The 24,160-nt window shown below is 73.5% G+C and carries 24 protein-coding genes; 10 read left to right on the plus strand and 14 right to left on the minus strand.

Annotated features, from left to right (window positions below; translation table 11 throughout):
* Window positions 1-41: 41 nt before the first annotated feature.
* Window positions 42-500, minus strand: a complete 459-nt coding sequence (locus ACIOD1_RS18000; RefSeq protein WP_365615914.1) for an SseB family protein — start codon at window positions 498-500, stop codon at window positions 42-44.
* Window positions 501-740: 240 nt separating this feature from the next.
* Here ACIOD1_RS18000 and ACIOD1_RS18005 point away from each other — a divergent pair, with 240 nt between their 5' ends.
* The 3 genes from ACIOD1_RS18005 to ACIOD1_RS18015 all read left to right on the plus strand — a co-directional run bounded on the left by ACIOD1_RS18005 (window position 741) and on the right by ACIOD1_RS18015 (window position 4,857).
* Window positions 741-2,567 (plus strand): acyl-CoA dehydrogenase, encoded by a 1,827-nt coding sequence (locus ACIOD1_RS18005; RefSeq protein WP_365616209.1) that lies wholly within the window; start codon window positions 741-743, stop codon window positions 2,565-2,567.
* Window positions 2,568-2,731: 164 nt separating this feature from the next.
* The gene (locus ACIOD1_RS18010) at window positions 2,732-3,463 is read left to right on the plus strand and encodes a hypothetical protein (protein ID WP_365615917.1); all 732 of its coding nucleotides are present in this window, start codon (window positions 2,732-2,734) and stop codon (window positions 3,461-3,463) included.
* Window positions 3,464-3,564: 101 nt separating this feature from the next.
* Window positions 3,565-4,857, plus strand: a complete 1,293-nt coding sequence (locus ACIOD1_RS18015; RefSeq protein ID WP_365615919.1) for a M18 family aminopeptidase — start codon at window positions 3,565-3,567, stop codon at window positions 4,855-4,857.
* 72 nt (window positions 4,858-4,929) lie between these two features.
* Here the strand turns inward: ACIOD1_RS18015 and ACIOD1_RS18020 are convergent, their stop codons facing one another.
* Window positions 4,930-6,771 carry an NHL domain-containing thioredoxin family protein gene (locus tag ACIOD1_RS18020; RefSeq protein ID WP_365615922.1) on the minus strand — a complete coding sequence of 614 codons (1,842 nt, stop codon included), beginning with the start codon at window positions 6,769-6,771 and terminating at the stop codon, window positions 4,930-4,932.
* A gap of 95 nt (window positions 6,772-6,866) precedes the next feature.
* Between ACIOD1_RS18020 and ACIOD1_RS18025 the strand changes: the two genes are divergently transcribed.
* Entirely contained in the window at window positions 6,867-8,018 is a 1,152-nt protein-coding gene (locus ACIOD1_RS18025) for an acyltransferase family protein (protein WP_401903262.1), read from the plus strand.
* Here the strand turns inward: ACIOD1_RS18025 and ACIOD1_RS18030 are convergent.
* On the minus strand, window positions 7,984-8,790 hold the full coding sequence (locus ACIOD1_RS18030) for a hypothetical protein (protein WP_401903265.1): 807 nt from the start codon (window positions 8,788-8,790) through the stop codon (window positions 7,984-7,986). The two genes, ACIOD1_RS18025 and ACIOD1_RS18030, sit on opposite strands and share 35 nt — an antisense overlap.
* 32 nt (window positions 8,791-8,822) lie before the next feature.
* Here ACIOD1_RS18030 and ACIOD1_RS18035 point away from each other — a divergent pair, with 32 nt between their 5' ends.
* Together ACIOD1_RS18035 and ACIOD1_RS18040 are read left to right on the plus strand one after the other, a co-directional pair.
* A complete protein-coding gene (locus ACIOD1_RS18035; RefSeq protein ID WP_401903267.1) occupies window positions 8,823-9,326 on the plus strand; it encodes an LURP-one-related/scramblase family protein in 504 nt (167 codons plus the stop codon).
* 386 nt (window positions 9,327-9,712) lie between these two features.
* The gene (locus tag ACIOD1_RS18040) at window positions 9,713-9,928 is read left to right on the plus strand and encodes a DUF6243 family protein (protein WP_365615933.1); all 216 of its coding nucleotides are present in this window, start codon (window positions 9,713-9,715) and stop codon (window positions 9,926-9,928) included.
* Between the two features lie 123 nt (window positions 9,929-10,051).
* On the opposite strand, the gene ACIOD1_RS18045 is transcribed toward ACIOD1_RS18040, so the two are convergent.
* Together ACIOD1_RS18045 and ACIOD1_RS18050 are read right to left on the minus strand one after the other, a co-directional pair.
* Window positions 10,052-10,387: a hypothetical protein gene (locus ACIOD1_RS18045; protein ID WP_365615936.1), complete on the minus strand. Its 336-nt coding sequence runs from the start codon at window positions 10,385-10,387 to the stop codon at window positions 10,052-10,054.
* Window positions 10,388-10,451: 64 nt separating this feature from the next.
* Window positions 10,452-11,252 (minus strand): carbon-nitrogen family hydrolase, encoded by an 801-nt coding sequence (locus ACIOD1_RS18050; RefSeq protein ID WP_365615939.1) that lies wholly within the window; start codon window positions 11,250-11,252, stop codon window positions 10,452-10,454.
* A 137-nt stretch (window positions 11,253-11,389) separates the two neighbouring features.
* Here ACIOD1_RS18050 and ACIOD1_RS18055 point away from each other — a divergent pair, with 137 nt between their 5' ends.
* Window positions 11,390-12,214, plus strand: a complete 825-nt coding sequence (locus ACIOD1_RS18055) for a maleylpyruvate isomerase family mycothiol-dependent enzyme (protein ID WP_365615942.1) — start codon at window positions 11,390-11,392, stop codon at window positions 12,212-12,214.
* Here ACIOD1_RS18055 and ACIOD1_RS18060 read toward each other — a convergent pair.
* The 4 genes from ACIOD1_RS18060 to ACIOD1_RS18075 form a co-directional block, all read right to left on the minus strand.
* Window positions 12,204-13,670 (minus strand): nitrate/nitrite transporter, encoded by a 1,467-nt coding sequence (locus tag ACIOD1_RS18060; protein WP_401903273.1) that lies wholly within the window; start codon window positions 13,668-13,670, stop codon window positions 12,204-12,206. The two genes, ACIOD1_RS18055 and ACIOD1_RS18060, sit on opposite strands and share 11 nt — an antisense overlap.
* Entirely contained in the window at window positions 13,667-14,359 is a 693-nt protein-coding gene (locus ACIOD1_RS18065; RefSeq protein ID WP_365615945.1) for a GntR family transcriptional regulator, read from the minus strand. The genes ACIOD1_RS18060 and ACIOD1_RS18065 overlap by 4 nt, the downstream gene beginning before the upstream one ends.
* A gap of 85 nt (window positions 14,360-14,444) precedes the next feature.
* Window positions 14,445-14,762 (minus strand): hypothetical protein, encoded by a 318-nt coding sequence (locus ACIOD1_RS18070; protein WP_365615948.1) that lies wholly within the window; start codon window positions 14,760-14,762, stop codon window positions 14,445-14,447.
* 13 nt (window positions 14,763-14,775) lie between these two features.
* On the minus strand, window positions 14,776-16,674 hold the full coding sequence (locus ACIOD1_RS18075; RefSeq protein WP_365615950.1) for a C1 family peptidase: 1,899 nt from the start codon (window positions 16,672-16,674) through the stop codon (window positions 14,776-14,778).
* A 118-nt stretch (window positions 16,675-16,792) separates the two neighbouring features.
* Between ACIOD1_RS18075 and ACIOD1_RS18080 the strand changes: the two genes are divergently transcribed.
* The gene (locus ACIOD1_RS18080; protein ID WP_401903277.1) at window positions 16,793-17,230 is read left to right on the plus strand and encodes a nucleotidyltransferase domain-containing protein; all 438 of its coding nucleotides are present in this window, start codon (window positions 16,793-16,795) and stop codon (window positions 17,228-17,230) included.
* A gap of 109 nt (window positions 17,231-17,339) precedes the next feature.
* Here the strand turns inward: ACIOD1_RS18080 and ACIOD1_RS18085 are convergent, their stop codons facing one another.
* Entirely contained in the window at window positions 17,340-18,560 is a 1,221-nt protein-coding gene (locus ACIOD1_RS18085) for an FAD-dependent monooxygenase (RefSeq protein WP_401903280.1), read from the minus strand.
* 41 nt (window positions 18,561-18,601) lie between these two features.
* Complete coding sequence (locus tag ACIOD1_RS18090; protein WP_365616213.1) at window positions 18,602-18,844, minus strand: glutaredoxin domain-containing protein; 243 nt, start codon at window positions 18,842-18,844, stop codon at window positions 18,602-18,604.
* A gap of 176 nt (window positions 18,845-19,020) precedes the next feature.
* Here ACIOD1_RS18090 and ACIOD1_RS18095 point away from each other — a divergent pair, with 176 nt between their 5' ends.
* Together ACIOD1_RS18095 and ACIOD1_RS18100 are read left to right on the plus strand one after the other, a co-directional pair.
* A complete protein-coding gene (locus tag ACIOD1_RS18095; protein WP_401903283.1) occupies window positions 19,021-20,226 on the plus strand; it encodes a DUF1266 domain-containing protein in 1,206 nt (401 codons plus the stop codon).
* A 73-nt stretch (window positions 20,227-20,299) separates the two neighbouring features.
* The gene (locus ACIOD1_RS18100) at window positions 20,300-20,713 is read left to right on the plus strand and encodes a PPOX class F420-dependent oxidoreductase (protein WP_365615962.1); all 414 of its coding nucleotides are present in this window, start codon (window positions 20,300-20,302) and stop codon (window positions 20,711-20,713) included.
* Between the two features lie 12 nt (window positions 20,714-20,725).
* Here the strand turns inward: ACIOD1_RS18100 and ACIOD1_RS18105 are convergent, their stop codons facing one another.
* The 3 genes from ACIOD1_RS18105 to ACIOD1_RS18115 form a co-directional block, all read right to left on the minus strand.
* Window positions 20,726-21,469 (minus strand): hypothetical protein, encoded by a 744-nt coding sequence (locus tag ACIOD1_RS18105; protein ID WP_365615965.1) that lies wholly within the window; start codon window positions 21,467-21,469, stop codon window positions 20,726-20,728.
* A gap of 55 nt (window positions 21,470-21,524) precedes the next feature.
* Window positions 21,525-22,463, minus strand: coding sequence for a GNAT family N-acetyltransferase (locus ACIOD1_RS18110; RefSeq protein WP_365615968.1), 939 nt, complete (start codon window positions 22,461-22,463; stop codon window positions 21,525-21,527).
* Between the two features lie 206 nt (window positions 22,464-22,669).
* On the minus strand, window positions 22,670-24,154 hold the full coding sequence (locus tag ACIOD1_RS18115; RefSeq protein ID WP_401903287.1) for a dihydrolipoamide acetyltransferase family protein: 1,485 nt from the start codon (window positions 24,152-24,154) through the stop codon (window positions 22,670-22,672).
* Between the last annotated feature and the right edge of the window lie 6 nt (window positions 24,155-24,160).

Consider the following 24,160-nt stretch of genomic DNA (forward strand, 5'->3'; position numbering starts at 1 on the left):
CGGGGACATTCCCCGGGGGCTCCGACTCCGTCGAGCGGGCTTCAGCCGTACATGCGGCGCATGGCGAAGTCGACCATCTGCTCGACCGCCTTCGCGTCGAAGACCATCCGGTGGTCGCCCTCCATGTCGAGGACGAACCCGTAGCCGGTCGGCAGCAGGTCGATCACCTCCGCACCGGTGATCACGAAGTACTTGGACTCCTTGCCGGCGTAGCGGCGCAGTTCCTTGAGCGTGGTGAACATCGGGATGACCGGCTGCTGGGTGTTGTGCAGCGCCAGGAAGCCGGGGGTGTCGCCCCGGGGGCAGTACACCTTCGAAGTGGCGAAGATCTGCTGGAAGTCCTCGGCGGACAACGACCCGGTGGTGAAGGCGCGTACGGCGTCGCCGAGCGAGGGCGGCGAGGGCTCGGGGTAGAGCGGCGGCTGCTGCGCGTAGCCCTGCTGCTGCGGGGGCTGCGCGTAGCCCTGTTGGGCGCCCGGAGTCTGGTCGTAGCCGTACATGCCCCGAAGCCTACCGAGCGCCCGCGCCCCTACGGACGGGTACCGGCCACCGGACCCCGCGACCCCGGGAAACCGGGCGCCCCCGCGAAATCCGACCGCCGCCCGCCGGCCGTCGCGGCTTGATGCGTGTCACAGTCGGACCACAGGGGTTGCGGGTTATTACCCGTGGGTAGCATCATTACGTTACCGATTGGTATGTACGAGGAACCCGTCTCACCGAGCCTTAACGGAGCCGTCGCCATGGGGCACTACAAGTCGAATCTCCGCGACATCGAGTTCAACCTCTTCGAGGTGCTCGGCCGCGACAAGCTGTACGGCACCGGCCCGTTCGGCGAGATGGACACCGACACCGCCAAGACCATCCTCAGCGAGATGACCAAGCTCTCCGAGAACGAGCTGGCCGCCTCCTTCGAGGACGCCGACCGCCGGCCGCCGGTCTTCGACCCGGCCACCAACACCGCGCCCGTCCCGGCGTCGTTCAAGAAGAGCTACCAGGCCTTCATGGACTCCGAGTACTGGCGTCTCGGCCTGCCCGAGGAGATCGGCGGCACCACCTCGCCCCGCTCCCTCATCTGGGCGTTCGCCGAGACGATCCTCGGCGCCAACCCGGCCGTCTGGATGTACTCCTCCGGCCCGGCCTTCGCCGGCATCCTCTTCGAAGAGGGCAACGAGGCGCAGAAGAAGGTCGCCGGGATAGCCGTCGAGAAGCGCTGGGGCTCCACCATGGTCCTCACCGAGCCGGACGCCGGCTCGGACGTCGGCGCCGGCCGCACCAAGGCCGTCCAGCAGGACGACGGCTCCTGGCACATCGAGGGCGTCAAGCGCTTCATCACCTCCGGTGAGCACGACATGGAGGAGAACATCCTCCACTACGTCCTCGCCCGCCCCGAGGGCCACGGCCCGGGCACCAAGGGCCTGTCCCTCTTCCTCGTCCCGAAGTTCCACTTCGACTGGGAGACCGGCGAGCTGGGCGAGCGCAACGGCGTCTACGCGACGAACGTCGAGCACAAGATGGGCCTCAAGGCCTCCAACACGTGCGAGATGACCTTCGGCGACCGCCACCCCGCCAAGGGCTGGCTGATCGGCGACAAGCACGACGGCATCCGCCAGATGTTCATGATCATCGAGTTCGCGCGCATGATGGTCGGCACGAAGGCCATCGCCACGCTCTCCACCGGCTACCTGAACGCGCTGGAGTACGCCAAGGAGCGCGTGCAGGGCCCGGACCTGGCGAACTTCATGGACAAGACGGCCCCCAAGGTCACCATCACGCACCACCCCGACGTGCGCCGCTCGCTCATGACGCAGAAGGCGTACGCCGAGGGCATGCGCGCCCTCGTCCTCTACACCGCCTCCGTCCAGGACGAGATCCAGGTCAAGCAGGCCGCCGGCGAGGACGCCTCCGCCGAGATCGGCCTCAACGACCTGCTCCTGCCGATCGTGAAGGGCTACGGCTCGGAGAAGTCCTACGAGCAGCTCGCCCAGTCCCTGCAGACCTTCGGCGGCTCCGGCTACCTGCAGGAGTACCCGATCGAGCAGTACATCCGCGACGCCAAGATCGACACCCTCTACGAGGGCACCACGGCCATCCAGGGCCAGGACTTCTTCTTCCGGAAGATCGTCCGCGACCAGGGCGCCTCGCTGAACATCCTCAGCGAGACGATGAAGAAGTTCCTCGCCGAGGCCGTCGGCGGCGACGACCTCGCCCCCGCCCGCGACGCCCTCGCCAAGGCCGCCGTGGACCTGGAGGCCATCGTCGGCCAGATGATCGTCGACCTCACCGCCACCGGCGAGGACGTCAAGAACATCTACAAGGTCGGCCAGAACACCACCCGCCTGCTGATGGCCTCCGGCGACGTGGTCGTCGGGTACCTGCTCCTCAAGGGCGCGGCCGTGGCCGCCGAGAAGCTCGCGACGGCCTCCGCCAAGGACGTGCCGTTCTACACGGGCAAGATCGCCGCCGCGAAGTTCTTCGCGGCCCAAATCCTGCCGGGCGTCTCGGTCCAGCGCGCGCTGGCCGAGTCCGTCGACAACTCCCTCATGGAGCTGGACGAGGCCGCCTTCTAGGACGGGCCCCGGATCCCGCCCCCGGGCGGGCCCCGCCCCACGTACGCGGTGCACGCACAGCGGCCGGGTTCCCCCCACGGGGACCCGGCCGCCGGTGTGTGCCCGGCGGCCGCTCCGACCGGCGGCTTTCCGCGATGTCAGCCGTTCATGGGACGCTCGTAGACATGAGTCCGCAGGAGCAGCACAGCAGCAGGGGGTATTCCGTCCCCACCGGGCGTCCGTACGCCCTCAAGGAGCTCCAGGCGAAGGTGGGCGCCCTCGGCGACCGGGTCAAGGAGCTGTACGACGGCGCGCACCCCGCCGAGTACGACCCCGTGGCCGACGCCCTCTACGTGGCCTTCCGCACGGCCTCCGGCCTCGCCCCCGCCAAGAGCTACACGGGCTGCGCCGAGCACCCCAACGGCGCCCTCGACCCCGAGGCCCCCGAGGGCTGGGGCCGCTGCCTCATCTGCAACGACCGCCGGCGCCTCGGCCGACGCCTCCAGGGAGGCCGCCCCGCCGCCCCCGCCGGCGGTGAGCAGCGCCGACTCGGCTACCCCGTGCCGGAGCCCCCGTACGACCTCGACGGGCTGCGCCGCTTCCTGCGCGTCATCGACGAACAGCGCTTCCACCTCACCCTCGGCTCCCCCGACGAGGACTTCGTGCGCATCGCCGACGACCTCCACCGGGCCTTCATCGTGGCCCGCGAACTGTCCCGCCCGCGCAACGCCTCCGGATGCTCCGAGCACCCCGGTGCGCCCATCGACCCCGACGCACCCCCCGGTGAGGCCTGTATCTTCTGCGCCGGACGCAAAAGACGCGCTCAGCGCCCCGCTCAGACCCCCGAGATGCTCCCGCGCATCCGGCGGGGCGAGCGCCGGCAACTGCAGCGCAGATTCGAGCGACCGCCGGGCTGAAAGCCGCGGGAACACGGGCCGAACACCCCGTGATCCCCGGCCTTTCCGCTATCCGCCGCAGTCCGGACATGACGAACACGACCGTCGTTAAGGTGAACCACATGAGCTCTCCCGCCCGCTTCGACCGCGGCCACACCGACGATCTGATGACCTTCCTGACGGCCAGTCCGTCGCCGTACCACGCCGTGGCCAACGCGGCCGAGCGGCTGGAAAAGGCAGGCTTCAGGCAGTTGTCGGAATCGGACGCCTGGGACTCGGGCACGGGAGGCCGGTTCGTCCTGCGCGGCGGTGCGCTCATCGCCTGGTACGTCCCCGAGGGCGCCCCCGCCCACACCCCCTTCCGGATCGTCGGCGCCCACACCGACTCCCCCAACCTGCGCGTCAAGCCCGTCCCTGACACCGGGTCACAGGGCTGGCGCCAGGTCGCCGTGGAGATCTACGGGGGCACCCTGCTCAACACCTGGCTCGACCGCGACCTGGGCCTGGCCGGGCGGCTCACCCTGCGCGACGGCAGCGAACGGCTCGTCAACATCGACCGCGCGCTGCTGCGCGTGCCCCAACTCGCCGTGCACCTGGACCGGTCGGTGAACACCGACGGCCTCAAGCTCGACAAGCAGCGCCACATGCAGCCGATCTGGGGTCTGGGCGACGCCCGCGAGGGCGACCTGATCGCGTTCCTGGAAGAGGAAGAGGGCCTTCCCCAGGGCTCGGTGGCCGGCTGGGACCTGATGGTCCACTCGATCGAGCCGCCCGCCTACCTGGGCCGTGACCGCGAACTGCTGGCCGGGCCGCGCATGGACAACCTGCTGTCGGTGCACGCGGGCGTCGCCGCCCTCGCCGCCGCCTCCACCTCCGAGGGCCTCGACCACATCCCCGTGCTGGCCGCCTTCGACCACGAGGAGAACGGCTCCCAGTCGGACACCGGCGCCGACGGACCGCTCCTGGGCAACGTGCTGGAACGTTCTGTCTTCTCGCGCGGCGGGACCTACGAGGACCGGGCGCGCGCCTTCGCCGCCACCATCTGTCTGTCCTCGGACACCGGGCACGCCGTGCACCCCAACTACTCCGAGCGGCACGACCCCTCGCACCACCCGCGCGCCAACGGCGGCCCGATCCTCAAGGTCAACGTCAACCAGCGCTACGCCACCGACGGCAGCGGCCGGGCCGTGTTCGCCGCCGCCTGCGAGCGCGCCGGAGTGCCGTGGCAGACCTTCGTCTCCAACAACTCCATGCCCTGCGGCACGACGATCGGCCCCATCACGGCCGCCCGCCACGGCATCCAGACCGTCGACATCGGCGTCGCGATCCTCTCCATGCACTCCGCCCGCGAGCTGTGCGGCGCGGACGACCCGTACCTCCTGGCCAACGCGCTGCTGTCGTTCCTGGAGGGCTGAGCCGCAAAGGGTGCCGAGCCGCACACGGGTGCGGCCCGGTCCCCGGGGGGCCGGGCCGCACCCGTCGGCGCGTCAGGCGTCCAGGCCCGCGAGGACCAGCGGCAGCCGGGCGACGCCCTCGGGCGTCACCTTCACCGGCACGCCCCAGTCCTGCTGGTGGACGTGGCAGGCCGGGTACTCGTTGGCGGGATCGTCGTCGCAGGAGGCGGCCATCGCCGACACGTGCAGGACGCCCTCGGTGACCTCCGGGTTCAACACCAGCTCCCGGAAGAGGTCCGTGCCCTGGCCCTCGCCGCCCACGAGCAGCTCCGGCGGGGTCGAGGAGACCAGCAGCCGGGTCGAGGGCCCGTAGCGGGTGTCGAGCTTCTGCCCGGCCGGGGCCTGGAAGACCACGTCGAGGCGGAGCCCGCCGGGGGCCACCTCGGTCGCGGCCCGACGCGTGCGGTGGGCGACCGCGTCGACCCGTACGGCCTCCTCCGGCAGGCGCAGCCGGGTCAGTCGGTGGCGGGCGGACTCCACGACCACGATGTCCCCGCCGACCAGCACCGCGTCGCTGGGCTCGCGCAGATCGGTGGCGAGGGTGGTGACCTGCCCGCTCGCGGGGTCGTAGCGGCGCAGGGCGTGGTTGTACGTGTCGCACACCGCGACCGACCCGTCCGGCAGGGCCGTCACCCCGAGGGGGTGCTGGAGCAGGGCCTGGGCGGCGTCGCCGTCGCGGTGGCCGAAGTCGAACAGGCCCGTGCCGACGGCGGTGGTCACCGCGTACCCGGCGCCGGTGTCGTCCCGGTGGACGTAGCGCAGGGCGCTGGTCTCGGCGTCGGCGATCCACAGCCGGTCACCGGCGGCGGCCAGCCCGGACGGCTGCGCGAACCAGGCCTCGGCGGCGGGGCCGTCGAAGAGCCCCTCGTTGGTGGTTCCGGCGGCGAGGGCGACGGTGCCCTCCTCGGGGTCCCAGGTCCACAGCTGGTGCGTGCCGGCCATGGCGATCCACACCCGGCCCTGCCACCAGGCCACGTCCCACGGGGAGGACAGGTCCACCTCCAGGGCGGGCCCGGAGGTGGGGGAGCCCTGCCACCACTGCCGGCCGGTGCCGGCGACGGTCTCGACGGCGCCGGTGGCCGGGTCGTAGGCGCGCAGCGCGTGGTTGACGGTGTCGGCGACGACGACCCGGCCGTCGGGCAGCAGCGCGAGGCCCTGCGGCTCGCTGAAGGTGTCGGCGGTGAACCCGCGCTTCCCGCTCCCGACGCGCCGTACGACGCTCTCCCCGTCGGCGGCCAGCTCCACGAGCTGGTTCCGGGTGGAGTCGGACACCAGGAGGTTCCCGGAGGGCAGCGCGAGGGCCTTCCCGGGGAAGCGCAGGTCGGTGGCGACGGGCTCGGGGGCCACGTACGGCCCGCCCCCGCGCCGCAGGGTGCCCTTGGCCCCGTGCTCGGCCTCCAGCTCCTCGACGAGCCGCGCGATGGCGTGCGCGTGCCCCTCGCCGGCGTGCTGCGCGACGATGTACCCCTCGGGGTCGATGACCACGAGCGTGGGCCAGGCCCGTACGGCGTACTGCTTCCAGGTGGCCAGCTCGGGATCGTCGAGCACGGGGTGGTGCACCCCGTAGCGCTCGACGGCGTCGACGACGGCCGCGTGATCGGCCTCGTGGACGAACTTCGGGGAGTGCACCCCGATGATCACCAGGGTGTCCCGGTGCTTCTCCTCCAGCTCGCGCAGCTCGTCGAGGACGTGCAGGCAGTTGATACAGCAGAAGGTCCAAAAATCGAGAACGACAATCCGTCCTCGCAGGTCGGCCAGGGTGTAGGACCGCCCTCCGGTATTGAGCCAGCCCCCCTTGCCGATCAGCTCGGGAGCACGGATACGGGCACGGCGGGGCACGGGCGCGGGGGTGGGCGCCGGGGCGTCATCGTTCATGCTTCAAGCTTGCCATCCGGGTGTGAACGGCGGATCACGCGCTCGGCGCGGGTGCGGGGGCAACCGGAGGTATACCTACCGGTAGGGTGCCGCCCGTGTCGACGACCGATCTCATACCCCGGCAGGACGACCGTCCCGGCGCGGCCTCGGGAGCGCGCGATCCGCGACCCGTGGACCTGCCCTCGCTCACCGGCCTGCGCTGGACCGCCGCGCTGATGGTGTTCTTCTACCACGTCCACATCGTCGAGTACTTCGGCGGACGCGCGAACGACCTCGTCACCTTCGCCTTCGGCGTGGGCAACACCGGGGTGTCGTTCTTCTTCGTGCTCTCCGGCTTCGTCCTCGCCTGGTCCTCCGCGACCGCGCCCACCGGCCGGGGCGTCCCGCGCTTCTGGCGGCGCCGCTTCGCGCGGGTCTACCCGCTGCACCTGGCCACCGTCGCCATGGCCCTCGCGATGGGCTTCCTCCTCGCCCCGGACACCCTGCCGGACCGCGGGCCGCTCACCGCGAACCTGCTGCTCGTCCAGTCCTGGGTGCCCCAGGTGCCCTACTTCCAGGGGCTGAACCCGGTCAGCTGGTCCCTGGCCTGCGAGGCCTTCTTCTACCTCGCCTTCCCCCTGCTGTTCTGGCCGCTGCGCCGCTTCGGCCCGCGCTGCGCGCTGCCCGTGGCGGTGCTCGCCCTGGCCGCGGTGGTGACCGTCCCCACCGTCATGGAGCTGACCGGAGTCTCCGACGGCGCCGTCTGGGCGCAGTACTTCGACCCCCTGACCCGGCTGCCCGAGTTCGTCCTCGGCATCGCCGTCGCCGAGCTGGTCCGCGCCGGCCGCTGGCGGGGACCGGGGCTGACGGCCTCCCTCGGGCTGGCCGTGGTCGGCTACTTCCTCAGCTACCAGGCCGACTACGCCTTCCGCACCACCGCCTGCACCATCGTCGGCTTCACCTGCCTGATCGCCGCCGCCGCGCGGGCCGACCTGGCGGGGGAGCCCTCGCCGTGGCGGGGGCGGCTCAGCGTGAAGCTGGGCGAGGTCTCCTTCGCCTTCTACATGGTCCACATCCTGGTGATCCGGACCGGCGAGCACCTCTTCGGCGGGCATCCGAAGCTGCCCCTGTGGGACGGCGGCCTCCTGGTCCTGGCGGCGGCGTTCTCCGCGTCGCTGGCACTGGCCTGGGCCCTGCACACCTGGGTGGAGGTCCCCGGGCGCCGGTTGTTGCTCAGGAAGGGGCGAGGAACGACCGCAGCGAGCTGACGAGCGCCTTCACGAAGGCCTCCCGGACGGGCTCGGGGAGCAGGTCCAGCGAGAGGTACGGGTTCAGGTCCTCCAGCTCCACCAGCAGCAGTTCGCCGGAGGGGGCGCGGCAGGCGTCGACCCGCTGGATGCCGTGGTCGAGGGTGTTCCACTCGACGAAGCGGCGGGCGAAGGCGAGGTCGGCCGGCGTCGGCGCGTAGGGGGTCAGCTCCCAGCGGCGCGCGGGGTCGGGGGCGTACAGGGCGTACTGGAAGGCGTCGTCGACGAAGTAGAAGGACACCTCGTACGCGAAGTCGATCCGGGGCTGGATCAGGATCTCGCCCGCCGGGCCGGCGGGGGTGTCCGTGAAGGTCAGGCCGATGGAGTCGGCGCCCTGCTTGGGCTTGACGGCGTACGTGTCCACGCGCGGCAGCAGGTGCAGGTCGGCGGGGTCGTCGACGGTGGGGATGACGGGGAGTCCGGCGGCCGTGAGGTCGAGGAGGTACTGCTTCCCGGCCATGTCACCTCGGCCGGTGAGCGGGTTGTAGACGAGGGTCCCGGCGGCGAGGGCGGCCGCGCGGAAGGAGTCGTAGGCCTCCTGATGGTGCAGGACCGGGCCGCTGTTGCGGACGACCAACGCGTCGAAGCCGGGCATCAGGGCCTCGGCGTCGAGGGGGTGGCACAGGGCCAGCGGGAAGTGCTCGCGCAGGCGGGCGGTGAGGAATATGTCCTCGTCGCCGTAGCGGCGGCCGCGCGCCGGGTAGGCCAGGTCGGTCACGTAGAGAAGAGGCATGGCGGCAACCTACCCCGGGCACTGATCAGGCCATGAAATACCTCGTACGGGACAAACTGCTGGCCATCGGGGACGACTACTGGATCGAGGACCAGGACGGCCGGCCCGCCTTCCTCGTGGACGGGAAGGCCCTGCGCTTCCGGGACACCCTGGAGCTGAAGGACCGGGACGGCCGGACGCTGATCACCCTGCGGGCGAAGCTGTTCGCGCTGCGGGACTCGATGACGTTGGAGCGCGACGAGGAGCGCCTCGCGGTGATCCGCCGCAAGCGGCTGTCGCTGCTGCGCAACCACTTCCTGGTGACCCTCACCGAGGGCACCGAGCTGGATGTCAGCGGGCGGATCCTGGACCGGGAGTTCAAGGTCGAGTACGACGGGGAGCTGCTCGCGCTGATCTCCCGCCAGTGGTACCGGATCCGCGAGACGTACGCCGTGGACATCGTGCGCGAGGACGCGGACGCGGCGCTGTTGATCGCGGTCGCGGTGTGCGTGATCCGGATGGCCGAGAAGGAGCGGGAGCCCGACTCCGAGAACTGACGCGGTCCGTCCGCCCGGGGTGCCCGGTGTGCCCGTCGCGCCCGGGACGGTCGTGCGGCCACGCGAACCGGGGAGATGTGGGACACATCGGCCGCGGCGGGCGAAGAGGTGTCACGGCCGTCCGCGCGCTCGCGACCACCGACAACGCCCGGCGGCGACCTCGGCCCGTGGTCCCGGGCGCCCGCCGAAGGCCCGGCCGACACCGGGGCGGCGAAAAGCCTGGTGTGCGGGGCGGACGGAACCGGGTAACGTCTTTGTCATGTTCTTCCAGACGCCGATTTACGAGTGAGAGCGTGATGGGCCCCCGCTGACGTCCTTCGATGTCGCCGCGCCCGTCCTGCGCCGATGAATCCGTAGATCACTTCACATCATTACCGGGAGAACCCATGACCGTGAGCAAGAACATCAACAACCCCGTGGGCCAGGGCGGCGGCCAGCGCAAGAGGCAGTCCCGCGCCGAACGCCAGAACAACGGTCCGCACCGCAACCTCGACCGCCAGGGTTCCTTCGACCAGAAGGCGGAGCTGGTGCGCAAGATGCGCGAGAAGGCGGGCGTGGCCGAGGACGCCGGGCAGACGGGCGACGACGCCGCGCAGAGCTGACGCACCACCGCCGCAGGGCGGCACCGTACGGCAGCAGGGCCCGGACCGCGACGCGCGGTCCGGGCCCTGCTGCCGTACGGGGGTCCCGCCGCGGCGGCGAGAGCGATCGGTCCCGGTCGGCCCTCAGCGGGCGTCCGTGACGACCTCCGTGCGGGCGTCCGTGCGGGCGTGGTGGGCCCGGGCGGCGAGTTGGCCCTGGACGTAGGGGTCCGTCAGCGGGTCGTAGGGCCCGCCGTGGGTTTCGAGGTGCTCGGTGAGCCGCTCCCACTCCGCCACTGCGGCCGGTTCGGCGTCCGGGGCCTTCCGGGCGGCCTCCAGGGCCTCCTCGGCCCGGTGGTGGCTCATGCCCGTGGCCTCGGCCCTGATCCGGTCCCGGGCCGCGCGCTCGCCCGGCGCGGGGTCGTGGGGTTCCGCGGCGGCCTCCACCGCTGCCGCGGCCCGCTCCTCCTGCTCGGTCACGAGCTTCGCCTCCGCCTTCCGTGGGTTCCGGTGCCGGGAGCAGTCCTACCCGGTCTGCCGCGCTTCATGAGCGCCCGCCCGGCGCCCGGACCCCGAGGACCCGGTCCTTGAGGGCGGGGAACTGCTCGCGGGTCTGCGCCACCTTCGCCGGGTCCAGCTCGACGGTGAGCACCTCCTCGCCGGGCCCCGCCTCCGCGAGGACCTCGCCCCAGGGGTCCACGACCAGGCTGTGCCCGGACTGCTCGACGCCCGCGTGGGTCCCGGCCAGCGCGCAGGCCAGTACGTACGACTGGTCCTCGACGGCCCGCGCCCGGTTCAGCAGGGTCCAGTGGGCCCGGCGGCGGGCCGGCCAGCCGGCGGAGACCACCATCGTGGTGGCTCCCGCATCGACGAGCCCGCGGAACAGCTCGGGGAAGCGGAGGTCGTAGCAGGTGGCGAGGCCGAGGGTCTGCTCCGGCAGGGTCACCGTGGTCAGGGAGTCGCCCGCCGACATCAGCACCGCCTCGCCCTGGTCGAAGCCGAAGCGGTGGATCTTGCGGTAGGTCGCGGCCGACTCGCCGGTCGGGGAGAGCACGAACGCGGTGTTGTAGAGCGAGCCGTCGCCGGCGCGCTCCACGATCGAGCCGCCGTGCAGCCACACGCCGGCGTCACGGGCGGCCTTGGAGAGCGCCTCGTAGGTCGGGCCGTCCAGGGGCTCGGCCTCGATCTCGAACTGCTCGTAGGCGAAGGCGCCGACCGTCCACAGTTCCGGCAGGACGACGAGATCGCAATCGCCCTGCTCACGGACGAGATCGGCGACGCGGGAGCGTCGGGAAGCCACCGACTCCCCCTCGTTCACCGCGATTTGGATCAGAGAGGCGCGCACATTACCACCGTCCTGGCTTGTCAGCCGTCCACTCGGGCCTACGATCGTCACACGAAAGCACTGCCGTCGTCCTGACCGGCAGCGTAGTTTTGGGAACAGTCCACAACGCGCCACTGAACAGCACGCGAGGGGTCCCGTTGACCGTCCATCCCAGCCTTGAGCCCTATGCCGACGCGTGGACGCATTCCATCGAGGCGATAACCGAGCTGGTCCTCCCCCTCGGCGAGGGCGAGTGGAACCGGCCGACCCCCTGCCCCGCGTGGTCCGTCCGTGACGTCGTGTCACACATCATCGGCATCGAGTGCGAGCAGCTCGGGGACCCCCGGCCGATCCACACGCTGCCGCGCGACCTGCGGCACGTGGTGGACGAGTTCACCCGGTACATGGAAGTACAGGTGGACATCCGGCGCCACCACACCGCACCCGAGATGACCTCCGAGCTGGAGTACACGGTCATCCGCCGCTCGCGCCAACTCCGCAACGAGAAGCGGGATCCGGCCACGCTGGTGCGCGGGCCGCTCGGCGAGCAGGTGACCCTGGAGCACGCGCTGCGGCTGCGGGCCTTCGACGTCTGGATGCACGAGCAGGACCTGCGGGCGGCGCTGGGCGTCCCCGGCAACTGGGACTCGCCGGGCGCGTACGTGGCCCGGGACATCCTGCTGGCCGGGCTGGCGAAGGTGGTCGCGAAGGGGGCCGGCGCGCCCCCGAACTCGGCCGTGGTCGTGGACGTCCACGGGGCGCTGGAGTTCATGCGGATCGTCCGGGTGGACGCCGCCGGCCGGGGCACCGTCGACAAGACGCCCTCACTGGGCCCGGCGGTGACGCTGACCCTGGACTGGGAGACGTACGTACGCCTCGCGGGCGGCCGGGTCCGCGCGCGGTCGGTCGCCGACCGGGTGAAGGTGGAGGGCGACGAGGCACTGGCCGGGGCCATCCTGGCCGCCTTCGCGGTCACTCCCTGACCCCTGCCCCCCGGCTCTGCGACGCGCGGGTCCGGGCCCCGGCCGGGCCGACGGGCACGGCGGGCTCGGAGGCCTGCCTCGGGAACACCGCCGCCGGGCCGACGGGCAGCCGTTCCCGCTCGCGGGCCAGGGCCCGGCCGCGCAGGCGCAGGATCTGGGTCACGCCCAAGACCTCCAGGACGAAGACCGACGAGAAGGCGATCCGGTAGTCGTCCCCGGTGGCGTCGAGCAGGACGCCCACCGCGAGCAGCGTGGCCATGGAGGCGAGGAAGCCGCCCATGTTGGTGATCCCGGAGGCGGTGCCCTGCCGCTCGGCCGGGTTGGCGGGCCGGGCGAAGTCGAAGCCGATCATCGAGGCCGGACCGCAGGTCCCCAGCACCACGCACAGGGCGACGAGCAGCCACATCGGCGCGCGGTCGCCCGGGTAGGCGAGGACCGAGCCCCACAGCAGGGCGGTGAGCGCGACCGTGCCCAGGGCGAGCGGGATCCGGGAGGACTGGCGGCGGCCGACGAGCTGTCCGTAGAGCAGGCCGAAGCCCATGTTGGAGGCGACCACCAGGGTCAGCAGCCCGCCGGCGGTGGTCCGCGACAGCCCCTGCGCCTCGACGAGGAACGGCATCCCCCACAGCAGCAGGAAGACCATCGCCGGGAACTGGGTGGTGAAGTGCACCCACAGCCCGAGCCGGGTGCCGGGCTCCCGCCAGGAGTCGGCGATCTGACGGCGTACGAAGCCCCCGGCGCGGGCCGCCTCGCGCGCGGCCGGATCCGGACCGTACCCCTCGGGGTGGTCGCGCAGGAACAGCACCAGCGGCACCAGCACCACCAGCCCCGCGACCGCGCTGCCCGCGAAGGCCGCCGTCCAGCCGACCCCGTGCAGGACGGGCGCCAGCACCAGGGTGGAGACGAGGTTGCCCGCCATCCCCACCAGCCCGGCGAGCTGGGCCATCAGCGGCCCGCGCCGGGCCGGGAACCAGCGGGTACCGAGCCGGAGCACGGAGATGAAGGTCATCGCGTCGCCGCAGCCCAGCAGGGCGCGGGCGGCCAGGGCCATGCCGTAGGAGGGCGACAGCGCGAAGCCGATCTGCCCGGCGGTGAACAGCACGGCGCCGAGCGTCAGCACCTTCTTGGTCCCCAGCCGGTCCACCATCAGGCCGACGGGTATCTGCATGCCCGCGTAGACGAGCAACTGGAGCAGGGAGAAGGCGGCCAGGGCGGAGGCGTTGACCTGGAAGCGGTCGGCGGCGTCGAGTCCGGCGACGCCCAGGCTGGTGCGGAAGATGACGGCGACGAAGTAGACGGCGACGCCGATCGACCAGACGGCGACGGCCTTGCGCCCCCCGGGCGGGTCCTTGGGCAGCGGGGTCTCGGGAAGCGGGCCCGTCGGCAGCGGGTCCTGCGCGAGCGGGTCTTGGGCGAGCGGGTCCCGCGCGCGGGGAGTCTTCGGCAGCGCGGTCATCGCTGCGCCCCCCGCACCAGGGCCTCGACCCGGCCGATGTGCCCGCGCACGGCGGCGGCGGCCGCCTCCGCGTCCCCGGCGCGCAGCGCGTCCAGGATCTCGGTGTGCTCGGCGAGGGTCGGGTCCACCCGCCCGGGGTGCGCGTGCAGCAGGGCCACGCCCATCCGCAGTTGGCGGTCCCGCAGCTGGTCGTAGAGCCTGGCCAGGATCTCGTTGCCGGCGTGCCGGACGATCTCGGCGTGGAAGAGGCGGTCGGCCGCCATCATCGCCGCGAGGTCCCCGCGCGCGGCGTGCGCGCGCTGCTCCTCGATCAGCTCCGCGAGCCGCTCCAGCAGGGCGGGCGGGGCGGGCACGGCCCGCCGGACGGTGAACTCCTCGACCAGCAGCCGGGTTTCGACGACATCGGCGATCTCCTGCGCGGAGACCGGCAGCACCAGCGCGCCCTTCTTCGGATAGAGCTTGAGCAGCCCCTCGGTCTCCAGCCGCAGCAGCGCCTCGCGCACCGGGGTGCGGGACACCCCGACGGCCTCGGCCAGTTCGCCCTCGGTGAGGAGCACGCCTCCCTCGTAGCGGCGTTCCAGGACGCCCTGCTTGACGTGTCGGTAGACGCGGTCCGCGGCGGGCGGCGGCCTGAGGGCGGGGGAGGGCGCGGACACGGGGGACGCGGGGGAGGCGGGGGCGCTCGGCATGCGCACAGGATAGATACATGAGCAATACACCGGCCCTCCCCGTCCAGCATCCGGACACTGCCCGCCACGATCCGAAAGGGACGGCCTAAGGGCTGCCCGCCGACCGGACCTCCACGTCCAGGAGGAACTCGTCGTACGGGGCCTCCTGCGGGTACGCCGGCCGGACCTGCGCGAAGCGGACCCGGGCCCGCGCCCCCGGGCGGCCGGCCCGGACCTCGTACGCCCGCTCCAGGGTGGTGCCCGGCGCGGCCCGGACACCGGCCGTCCCGGGGCCCTCCACGACGGTGACGGCGTCCTCGTCGCCGCCGACCCGCCAGGTCCACACGTAGCCGCGCGCACCGCGCCCGGTCAGCCGCAGGGTGTACGCCTCACCCGGGCCGAGCACGATCTCCCGTACCTCCACGCGGCACCCCTTCTCACGCCGGGCCGATCACGTCCCCCTCGTGCCACCCCGCGCCGTCGCGCCAGTAGTGCTGGAGCAATCCGTCGGTGCGCAGGACGAGGACTTCCAGGTTGAACCCGAAACTGCCCTGGAGCATCCCGGTGACGGCCCGCACCTCCCGCCCGAAGACCGCCCCCAGGCTCCAGCCCAGGCCGGCCGAGTTCCCCCGCCACCAGTGCTCGACCCGTCCGTCGACGCGGGCCACGCACAGCTCGTAGTTCCCGGCGGTGTCCTCGTCTGCGGCCCCCTCCTGGGACTCGATCACGCAGGGCGCGGAGCCCGCCTCCGTGCCGCCGCCGAAGACCTCCCCGGCCCGCCAGACGAACCCGTTGGCGTCGTCGCGCCACCAGCGCTGCATCCGGCCGTCGTCCCGGACGGCGACGAGGTCCAGGCCCCGGTCGCGCCGCTGCACGAGGGCGGGGCCGTAGTGGGCGGTGCCGGGGGCGAAGCGGCCGGCGTCGTTCCAGGTCCAGGGGGCTCCGTTGATCCGCCACCAGTGGTTGAGGTGCCCGTCGGCGGTGCGGACCACCACCTCGAAATTGCCCGGCTTGCCGTAGTCGCTCTGGATGAACGCGGGGGTCGCGCCGAGCGCCGCGTCCCCCGGGCCGAAGGCGCCACCGTCGCGCCAGACGCCGACGGCCTGCTCGTAGTACCAGTGGCGCAGCCGGCCGCCCGTGGTGACGTGCAGGGACTCCATGTTCCGGTTGTAGGTGGTGCCGGTGAAGGCGGGCTGCCCGGAGGCGTCGTGCGCGTACAGCTCCGCGCGGGTCCAGGCGTACGGGGCCTCGCCCCCGCGCCACCAGTGCCGCAGGCGCCCGCCGCCCGCCGTGGCGGACATCTCGAAGTTGCGGTGGGCCCGGCCGTTGCCGCTCTCGTAGACGCTGCCCGTGTGCAGGCGGCGCTTGCTCCAGGGGTCGATGTTGGTGCCGTGCAGACCGCACTTGGCCCAGTAGTCGACGTTGACCTCGCCGTACGCGATCCGGCCGTAGCCCTCGACGTGGTGGCCGGTCCCCCAGGAGTTGCGGAACAACCAGCAGCCCGCCGCGTCGTCGTAGCCGACGATCAGGACGCAGTGGCCGCCCACCAGCCGTTCGGTGGTGCGGTGGTAGACCCCGGCGCCCAGCCCGAGGAAGTCCTCGTACACGTCGAGGCAGGCGGTGAGCGGGCCGACCGTGTCCAGCCACACCTTCTGCTGCTCCACGTCCCCGAGGCGCACGGCCTCCGGGATCCGGACGGTCCGCCCGGAGCGGTCCCAGCTCGGTGTGTACTCCGCCCGCCAGGCCTCCAGCCGCTCCAGGGGCAGACCCGGGGGCGGGCTGCCGTACGGCCAGCAGCCCGGGTCGGCGAGGCCGCCGTTGGCCCGGATCCAGTCCAGGGCCGTCTCCGGGTCCCCGCCCTGCACGCAGGCGGACTTGAGGCCGTCGTGGACGTCGCCCTCGGAGCGCTCCGCCCAGACGTCGTGCTCGATCCGGGCCATGGACTCCACCAGGCCCGTCGCCGCGAAGGCCCAGCAGGAGGTGCAGGGGTTCTGGTCCCTGACCTTGGTCAGCCAGGACCGCCCCCAGCGCCGCCGCCAGTCCACGGCGACGGGCCGGCCCGCTCCGGGGTCCGTCCCGGGCAGGAGGCCGTGCGCCGCCCGGCGCCGGGTCAGGTGCGGGTTGCCGCTGCGGGCGCCGCCGGCCCCGAGGAGGGCCCGCAGGTCGACGGGGGGCGCCTCGGCGGCCGGTGTCAGGTGCGCCCCCGGCTCCAGCCCGAGGGCGGGCCGGGGCAGCGGATCGGCGTCGTCGAGGTGCTCGCCGACCGACCAGCGCGCCCCCACCCGCGCGAGCCGCGCCCGCAACTCCCCCGCCGTCTGGACAGACTCCCCCGGCATACCGGCCCCCCAGCTGTGCCCCGTCGGTCGTGCGCCCCGGGAGCGTCTCCCCGCCCCGGAACCCCGTCAAGGGGGTCCGTACGGTCGCGCGGAGGCACGGGGGTCGTACGGTGACGGGATGGGAACGGGGCGCTCACAGCGGCAGTTGGGGATGATCGGGGAAGTCCGGGCGGTGGTCGCGGAACTCGGAACGGAGGTCTGGCTCCGGGGCGGGTGGGCCGTGGACTTCTGGCTCGGCAAGGTCACCCGGGAACACGAGGACGTGGACTGGTTCGCCTGGGCGCGCGACGCGCGGGCCCTGCGGGAGCGCCTCGTCGCCCTCGGGTACGAGGTGCTGCGCGCGGACGCACAGCAGGTGGACCTCGCCCGCGACGGGGAGGAGCTGAGCTTCGCCCTCGTCGCGCGGGGCGACGGCGGCGCGGTGGTGGCCGCGGGCGGCCCCTGGGCCGGGACGGCCTGGCCGGCCGGGATGTTGGAGCCGACGGTCACGGGGCGGCTCGGCGTGTGGAGTCCCCGGTGGTCTCGCCCGAGGCGCAGATCGAGATCAAGCTCATGACGCCGGTCTGGATGCCGCAACGCCCCCGGCGCCCGAAGGACGCCGAGGACGTGGCCCGGTTGGAGGCCGGGCTGCGCGCCCGGTCGGCGGGGCCCGCAGGGGACAGCCCTTAGGGCGACGGGGCCATGGCCTGGCCGCCGATGCCGGGGGCGCCGGCCAGTTGGTCCCGCCACCAGTGCGCGAGCTGCTCCTGGTCCATCCGCGCCCACGGCGGGGTCCGCTCCACCTGGGCCCGGCCGAGCCGGCGGGCGAGCGCGACGAGGTCACGGCCGGCTCCGCCCCGGGCGGCCTCGTAGTCGGCGAGGAGGTCGTCCCAGGACTCCGCCCGGTCCCAGGCGGCGGCGAAGGCGGCGGCGTCCTGGAGGGCCTTGGCGGCGCCGCTGGTGTTGTGCGGGCGCACGACGGAGGCCGCGTCCCCGGCGAGCAGCAGCCGCCCGCCGGCGGTGGTCGCGGTCACCAGGTCGTAGATGGGCTGGACGAAGGTGTCCGCCGGGTCGGTGAGCGCGAGGGCCCGGCCCCAGTACGCCGGGAACTCCCGCTCCAGCAACGCGACCAGGTGCGCGTGGAGTTCGGGGCTCAGCGCGCCCGCCGGGAAGCTCGTGGGGTCGTCGTAGCGCAGGACCCCGCCGGCCGGGGGCGCGGCGTAGAGCACCCAGTTGATCCGGGGCCCGTCCGGACCGGGGATCCGGTAGATCACACAACTCCCGCCCGGGAAGCAGACGGTGGTCACCGCGTCGGGGTGCGGGTCGGCTCCGCCGAGGGCCTCCGCGCGGCCGGCGTCGAGGTTGCCGCGCCAGCAGACGTACCCGGCGTAGTGCGGGCGCGCCCCGGGGCAGAGCGCCTCGCGGACGACGGAGCGGTACCCGTCGGCGCCGACGGCCAGGTCGTACCGCTCGGCGGTCCCGTCCCCGAGCCGGACCTCGGCCCCGCCGGAGCCCCCGGTGACCCCCGCCACCGTGACGCCCGGCCGGTACTCGACGGCCTCGGGAGTGGCCGCCCGCAGCCCGCGCCACAGGAGGCCCCAGTGGTAGGAGTGGAAGGGGAACGGCTGCTCCCAGAAGAGCCGGCCCCCCGCCCCCGCGACGGGTTCCCGCACCACCCAGCGGCGCCGGGTCAGCCGGTGCGCGGGGATCCCGGGCGGGAGGGCCCCGACGGCGGCCAGTTCGGCGGCCCGCTCGTCGTTGACGCACAGCCCGAGGCCCCGGTCGGCGAGGCGCCCGCGCGTGCGCTCCAGTACGACGACCCGTTCCGCGCCCGCCCGCGCCGCCGCGGCCGCGAGGGCGCACCCCGCGATGCTCCCGCCGACCACGGCCACCGTTCCGCCCCGCATCGCGCCTCCGCGTTCCTCGTGGCCCTTCCCGGTGCGTCGGATCAGGCCACGAGGGCTTCGCGGATCCGGGCGAGGGAGGGGTTCGTCATGACCGTCTCGGTCCCGTTCGGGGAGACCACCCGGACCGTGGGCACGGTCTCGTCGCCGTTGTTGACCCCGCGCACGAAGGCCGCCGCCTCCGGGTCCCGCCAGATGTTGACGGGCCGGTACGGGGTCCCGCTGAGCCGGAGCTTGCTCCAGAGCAGCATGCAGAAGGTGCACCCGGGCCGCCAGTACACGGTCATCCCGGCCTCGGCCGCCCCGCGCACGTCCGCCCCACCTTCGCCGCCCTCGTCGCCCACCGTGCCCCCGTGCGTTCGGTGTCGGCCCGGTCGCCGCTGTCGCCGGACCCCACGCCCTCAACGTAGCCGAACGCCGGCGCGCCGGTCCGGCGTTCGAAGGGCCCCGATAGGGTCCACCCATGGATGGCTGGACGGCGCCGAGCGCGATCGAGAGAGAGCTGTACGAGGCGAAGGCCCGGGGCGACTGGGACGCCTATCTGGACGCGCTCGCCGGTGACCGGCTCTACATCGCCCAGTCCCGCGCCCGCTCGGACGCCGACCCCGAGAGCGTCCTCTTCCACCCCACCCCCTCGGGCGTCCTCGTCGTGCACACCGCCGGCATGCTGCCCGCCCCCACCCCCGAGACGGTCTACGAGTCCCAGAGCCTGCGCTGGTTCGCCAAGGTCTGGGCCCCCTCCGACCCCGCACACCTCGCCGTGAACCCGGGCACCCCGTGCGAGGCCTACCTCACCACCACCCCCGCCGACCTGGCCCGTTGGCGGGCCCACGCCGAGGCGGCCGGCGGCTACGGCCTGCCCGACCACCACGTCCACGCCCTGTTCACCGGCGGGCCCCTGCACGGGCCCGTCGCCCACGGGCTCGCCGTCGGCGGCCACCTCGCCGTCACCAACGGGGAGTTCTGGAACTCCCTCGCCTACCACGGCAACGGCTACCAGCGGCAGCGCTCCCGCCTGGAGAAGGGCTGGGGCATCACCGACCGGGCGGGCTGGACCGACGCCCTGGAGCGGCTGCTCGACGCCCGGATGGTCAGCCCCGTCTGGGAGTTCTCCCTGCGCGTGCGCCGCGTCCTGGCCTCCGACTTCGCCGGACCGGTCGACGTCGAGCACTGGCGGCACGCGGCCGAGACCAGCCTGCGCCTGAGCGCCGAGCGGGCGGCCGAACCGCAGCTCACCCCCGACGGGGTCACCGTCGCCGCGCCCCGGCCCTCGGCCGAGGTCGAGGGGGAGATCGCCGGGGTGCGCCGGCTCATCGGCCGGATCGCCCGCTACGAGCAGCGCTTCCGCGCCGACGGGCTGCTCCCGGAGGACGGCTGGGTGCGTTCCGTGGAGGCCTGGGACCACGGCCGGGCCTCCCAGATGGCCCGTTGGGGCGTCGGCGCCCGCCACGCCACCGTCAAGGAGGCCGAGAGCGCGGTGCTGCGCGCGGGGGAGGCGGCCCGCCAGACGTACCGGTCCTGGGCGGAGTTCTCCGCCGGGTACGTCCTGGGGCGCTGCCTGCACTTCGACGAGGAGGAGTTCGGCGACTGGTACACCGGGGCCCTCGCCGCCCACGTGGTACTGACCTCCGACCCGGCCAGCCCGTGGGTCAACATCCCCTGGAAGTGAGGACTTTGGGTAGTCCACCACCGCGCCCCCGAACGCCCCGCGCGCACCACGGGCGCCGACTACCCTCGCGCGCATGACGATTGCGCTGAACGACACCGTGCGACAGCTCCTCGACTCCCCGCACCCGGCGGTCCTCGCCACCCTCAACCCCGACGGCAGCCCGCAGAGTTCGGTGGTCTGGGTGATCCGGGACGGCGACGACCTCCTGGTGTCCACCGAGGAGGGCCGCCGCAAGGAGCGGAACATCGCCCGCGACGAGCGGGTCGGCCTGACCGTCTTCGACCTCGCCAACCCCTTCCTCTACGCGGAGATCCGCGGCTCGGCCGCCCTGACCGTGGACACCGGCCGCGTGGTCGCCTCCCGCATCGCCGAGCAGTACCTGGGCCCGGGCGCCGGCAAGGAGTACCAGGACACCTCCGACGGCGCGGTACGGGTCGTCGTGCGCATCACCCCGTCCAAAGTCCTCGGCAACGCCGCCAAGGCCTGATCCCGCCCCCGCTCAGGGCAGCAGGCGCCGCACCGCCGCCCAGGCGTCCACGGCCCCCACCAGGGGGTCGTCGGGCGCCAGGTGCCGGCGTACGTCCTCCAGGCGGCGGACCAGGTTCTTGACGCGGCGCAGGTGCAGGATCCGGGGCAGCGGCAGCTCCCGCCAGACGGCTCCCTGCGCGGCGGCCTCGGCCGGGGTCAGGTCGATCAGCGCCAGCAGCTCGGCGCACAGCGCCGCCGGGTCCTCGGTGTGGGCCTGACCCAGCTCCCCGATCAGGTAGCAGCGCACCCAGGCCAGGTCGGGCGCCCGCTCCAACTCGCCGGTGCCCTCCGCCTCCGCCCGGCGGTACGTCGCCGCGAAGGCCACCCGCGCCCAACGCACCCGGACCTCGTGCGCCGGCTCCTGGTCCAGCATCCGCGCCCGGGCCAGGGCCCGCAGGGCCTGCGGCCGGGGCTCGTCCCGCAGCGGCGGCCCGGTGGCCAACCAGGCCTCCAGCTCGGCCAGGCGGTGTCCTTGGGTCGGCACGGCGGTGAGCACCTGGCCCCGGGTGAGCAGCGCGACCACGGGCCCCGTGAAGTGGGCGCGCGCGGTGGCGCCCCCGTCGATGAAGTCGACGCTGCGCCGGCTGAACTCCAACTGCCTCAGGGTGAGGCGGGAGTCGGAGGCGGAGTAGACCTGCCCGGGGTAGGCGACCCCGCTGTGACACCGCACGACGCACACCCCGCCGTCGGCGTCGGCTTCCTCCACGGAGTACACGCCCAGTTCGGTGATGGCCGCCCCGGCCCCCTTTCCCCGGGCGGAGGCTACCGCGTCACGCGCGGAGCGGCTCCTCCAGGACGAGGCGGATCTCGGTGACCTCGTAGCCGGCCCGGTCGAAGGCGGCGGCCATCGGGGCGTTGACGGTGTCGGTGGTGGCGGTGATCCGCTCGGCGCCCTCGGAGGCGTGGAAGCGGGTGATCTCGGCGAGGACCTCGTAGATGAGCCCCTTCCCGCGCTGCTCGGGGACGACGCCGAGGTAGCCGACGTTGCGGTGGTAGGGGGTGGCGGAGGGGATGGCCATGCCGGCGAGGGTCCCGTCGGGGAGGTGGGCCAGGCGCCACCAGGAGCGCTCGCCGGGGCAGTCGCGGTAGAAGCCGAAGTCGTCGCGGGCGACCTCCTCCTCCGTGGCCGTGGCGAGTTCGCTCCGCGTCCCCAGGTCGAGGCTGCCCCGGGAGAGGCGGGCGAAGCCGTCGAGGAACTCCTCGTCGGTGCCCTCGCGGAAGACCAGGCGTCCGGTGGGGCCGGGCGCTCCGGCGGCCGGGGTCCACTCGTAGCGCAGCCGCTCGATCTCCCGGCTCAGGCCCGCCGCCGCCGCGGCCTCCCGCCGCCAGGCGACGGCGGCGGCGAGTTCGGGGACGGAGCCCCAGTCGCGGGGCAGGGAGAGGTGGTATCCCGGGCGCTCGCCGAAGGCGGCGTGCCCGGCTTCGAGGAGGCCGGTGGCGAGGGCGCCCGGGTCGCGGACGTCCTCGCGGACCTGGAGGCAGTCCAAGGCGACGGGCCGTTCGCTGTCGGCGCGCCCCCACCACAGGGCGCGGGCCAGCATCCGGCCGTCCCCGTCCTCGGCGATCCAGGTCCACTCGGGGCGGCAGCGCCCGGCGGCCAACTCCTCGCGGACCTTCGGGGCGGTCAGGGCGGCGACGGGGCCGTCGGCCGGGTAGGCGACGGCACGGTCGAGGTCTGCGGCGTCTGCGGTGACAGCGCGGAAGTACATCCGGAGATGATCACATGATCGCCACGGCTGCGGCCGCGGGTTTCGGCGCCGTCCGCACCTCGCGGTCCGCACCTCGCGCATGCCGCCGGTCCGCAGGACCGGTCGGCCGCGCGCCTCGGAACGGCCGGGGGCCGGCCCCCCTGTGCGGGGAACCGGCCCTCGGTCGGCCTTCGTGCTTCCCGCGTCCGTCAGACCGGGCGGCTCCGTCAGGACCAGGTGACGAGGCGGCGCGGGTGTTCCAGGACGGCGGCGATGTCCGCCAGGAACCGCGAACCGAGTTCGCCGTCGATCAGACGGTGGTCGAACGACAGGGCCAGGGTGGTGACCTGGCGGGCCTTCACCTTGCCCTTGTGGACCCACGGCTGGAGCTTGATCGCGCCGACCGCGAGGATCGCGGACTCGCCCGGGTTCAGGATCGGCGTACCGGTGTCGACGCCGAAGACGCCCACGTTGGTGATGGTGATCGTGCCGTTCTGCATGTCGGCCGGGGAGGTCTTGCCGTCGCGGGCCGTGGCGACCAGCTCGGACAGGGACGTCGACAGCTCGGGGAGCGTCTTGGTGTGCGCGTCCTTGATGTTCGGCACGATCAGGCCGCGCGGGGTGGCGGCCGCGATGCCCAGGTTGACGTAGTGCTTGAGCACGATCTCCTGGGCCGCCTCGTCCCACGACGCGTTGACGTCCGGGTTGCGGCGGATCGCGACGAGCACGGCCTTGGCGATCAGGAGCAGCGGGTTGATCCGCAGACCGGCGAGGTCCGGGTCCGCCTTGAGCTCCTGGACCAGCTTCATCGTGCGGGTCACGTCGAAGGTGATGAACTCCGTGACGTGCGGCGCGGTGAAGGCCGAGCCGACCATGGCCTGAGCCGTGATCTTGCGGACGCCCTTGACCGGGATCCGGGTCTCGCGCGCCGAGGCCTCGACGGCCTGCGGCGCGGGCGCCGCGGCGGCCACCGGGGCCGGGGCCTCGGTGACCACGGCGCCCGGTGCGGAGATCGCGGCCGCCGCGGCGGCGTGGACGTCCTCACGGGTCACGACCCCGCCGTCGCCGGTCGGGACCACGGCGGCCAGATCGATGCCGAGGTCCTTGGCGAGCTTGCGCACCGGCGGCTTGGCCAGGGGCCGGTCGCCGGTGGTCTGCGCCGGTACGGAGACGGGCGCGACCGGAGCGGGCGCGACCGGAGCGGGCGCGACCGGAGCGGGCGCGACCGGAGCGGGCGCGACCGGAGCCGGGGCGGCGACGGCCCGAGCGGCGGCGGCCGGAGCCACGCCGTTGCGGGACGCGGCGCCCTCCGCGGCCTTGCGGGGGCGGCGCTTGGTGGAGGCGGTGGAGACGCCGTAGCCGACCAGCACCGGCTGGCGGGCCGCGGGCGCGGCCTCCTCGGCAGGAGCGGCGACCGCGGTGGCGGCCGGAGCCGCCACGGCGGCGGCCTCGGCCGGAGCCCCGTCCTCCGCGCCCGTCCGTACGGCGATGATCACCTGGCCGACGTCGACCGTGACGCCCTCCTCGAAGAGCAGCGCGTGCACCACTCCGTCGAAGGGGATCGGCAGCTCGACGGCCGCCTTCGCGGTCTCGACCTCGCAGACGACCTGACCGTCGGTGACGGTGTCACCCGGCTGGACGTACCACTTGAGGATCTCGGCCTCGGTGAGGCCCTCGCCCACGTCGGGCATCTTGAATTCGCGGATCGTCATGGCTCG

This window comes from Streptomyces sp. NPDC088097 (assembly GCF_044741845.1).
Lineage (GTDB): Bacteria > Actinomycetota > Actinomycetes > Streptomycetales > Streptomycetaceae > Streptomyces.

Bases quoted from the DNA above. Each gene is read 5' to 3' on its own strand.
- ACIOD1_RS18030 (WP_401903265.1), bottom strand. From the start codon at position 8,790: ATGCCTCTTCTCTACGTGACCGACCTGGCCTACCCGGCGCGCGGCCGC.
- ACIOD1_RS18020 (WP_365615922.1), bottom strand. From the start codon at position 6,771: ATGAACGATGACGCCCCGGCGCCCACCCCCGCGCCCGTGCCCCGCCGT.
- ACIOD1_RS18035 (WP_401903267.1), top strand. From the start codon at position 8,823: ATGAAATACCTCGTACGGGACAAACTGCTGGCCATCGGGGACGACTAC.
- ACIOD1_RS18040 (WP_365615933.1), top strand. From the start codon at position 9,713: ATGACCGTGAGCAAGAACATCAACAACCCCGTGGGCCAGGGCGGCGGC.
- ACIOD1_RS18065 (WP_365615945.1), bottom strand. From the start codon at position 14,359: ATGCCGAGCGCCCCCGCCTCCCCCGCGTCCCCCGTGTCCGCGCCCTCC.
- ACIOD1_RS18005 (WP_365616209.1), top strand. From the start codon at position 741: ATGGGGCACTACAAGTCGAATCTCCGCGACATCGAGTTCAACCTCTTC.
- ACIOD1_RS18015 (WP_365615919.1), top strand. From the start codon at position 3,565: ATGAGCTCTCCCGCCCGCTTCGACCGCGGCCACACCGACGATCTGATG.
- ACIOD1_RS18080 (WP_401903277.1), top strand. From the start codon at position 16,793: ATGGGAACGGGGCGCTCACAGCGGCAGTTGGGGATGATCGGGGAAGTC.
- ACIOD1_RS18100 (WP_365615962.1), top strand. From the start codon at position 20,300: ATGACGATTGCGCTGAACGACACCGTGCGACAGCTCCTCGACTCCCCG.
- ACIOD1_RS18075 (WP_365615950.1), bottom strand. From the start codon at position 16,674: ATGCCGGGGGAGTCTGTCCAGACGGCGGGGGAGTTGCGGGCGCGGCTC.
- ACIOD1_RS18085 (WP_401903280.1), bottom strand. From the start codon at position 18,560: ATGCGGGGCGGAACGGTGGCCGTGGTCGGCGGGAGCATCGCGGGGTGC.
- ACIOD1_RS18115 (WP_401903287.1), bottom strand. From the start codon at position 24,154: ATGACGATCCGCGAATTCAAGATGCCCGACGTGGGCGAGGGCCTCACC.
- ACIOD1_RS18060 (WP_401903273.1), bottom strand. From the start codon at position 13,670: ATGACCGCGCTGCCGAAGACTCCCCGCGCGCGGGACCCGCTCGCCCAA.
- ACIOD1_RS18010 (WP_365615917.1), top strand. From the start codon at position 2,732: ATGAGTCCGCAGGAGCAGCACAGCAGCAGGGGGTATTCCGTCCCCACC.
- ACIOD1_RS18110 (WP_365615968.1), bottom strand. From the start codon at position 22,463: ATGTACTTCCGCGCTGTCACCGCAGACGCCGCAGACCTCGACCGTGCC.
- ACIOD1_RS18000 (WP_365615914.1), bottom strand. From the start codon at position 500: ATGTACGGCTACGACCAGACTCCGGGCGCCCAACAGGGCTACGCGCAG.
- ACIOD1_RS18095 (WP_401903283.1), top strand. From the start codon at position 19,021: ATGGATGGCTGGACGGCGCCGAGCGCGATCGAGAGAGAGCTGTACGAG.
- ACIOD1_RS18090 (WP_365616213.1), bottom strand. From the start codon at position 18,844: ATGACCGTGTACTGGCGGCCCGGGTGCACCTTCTGCATGCTGCTCTGG.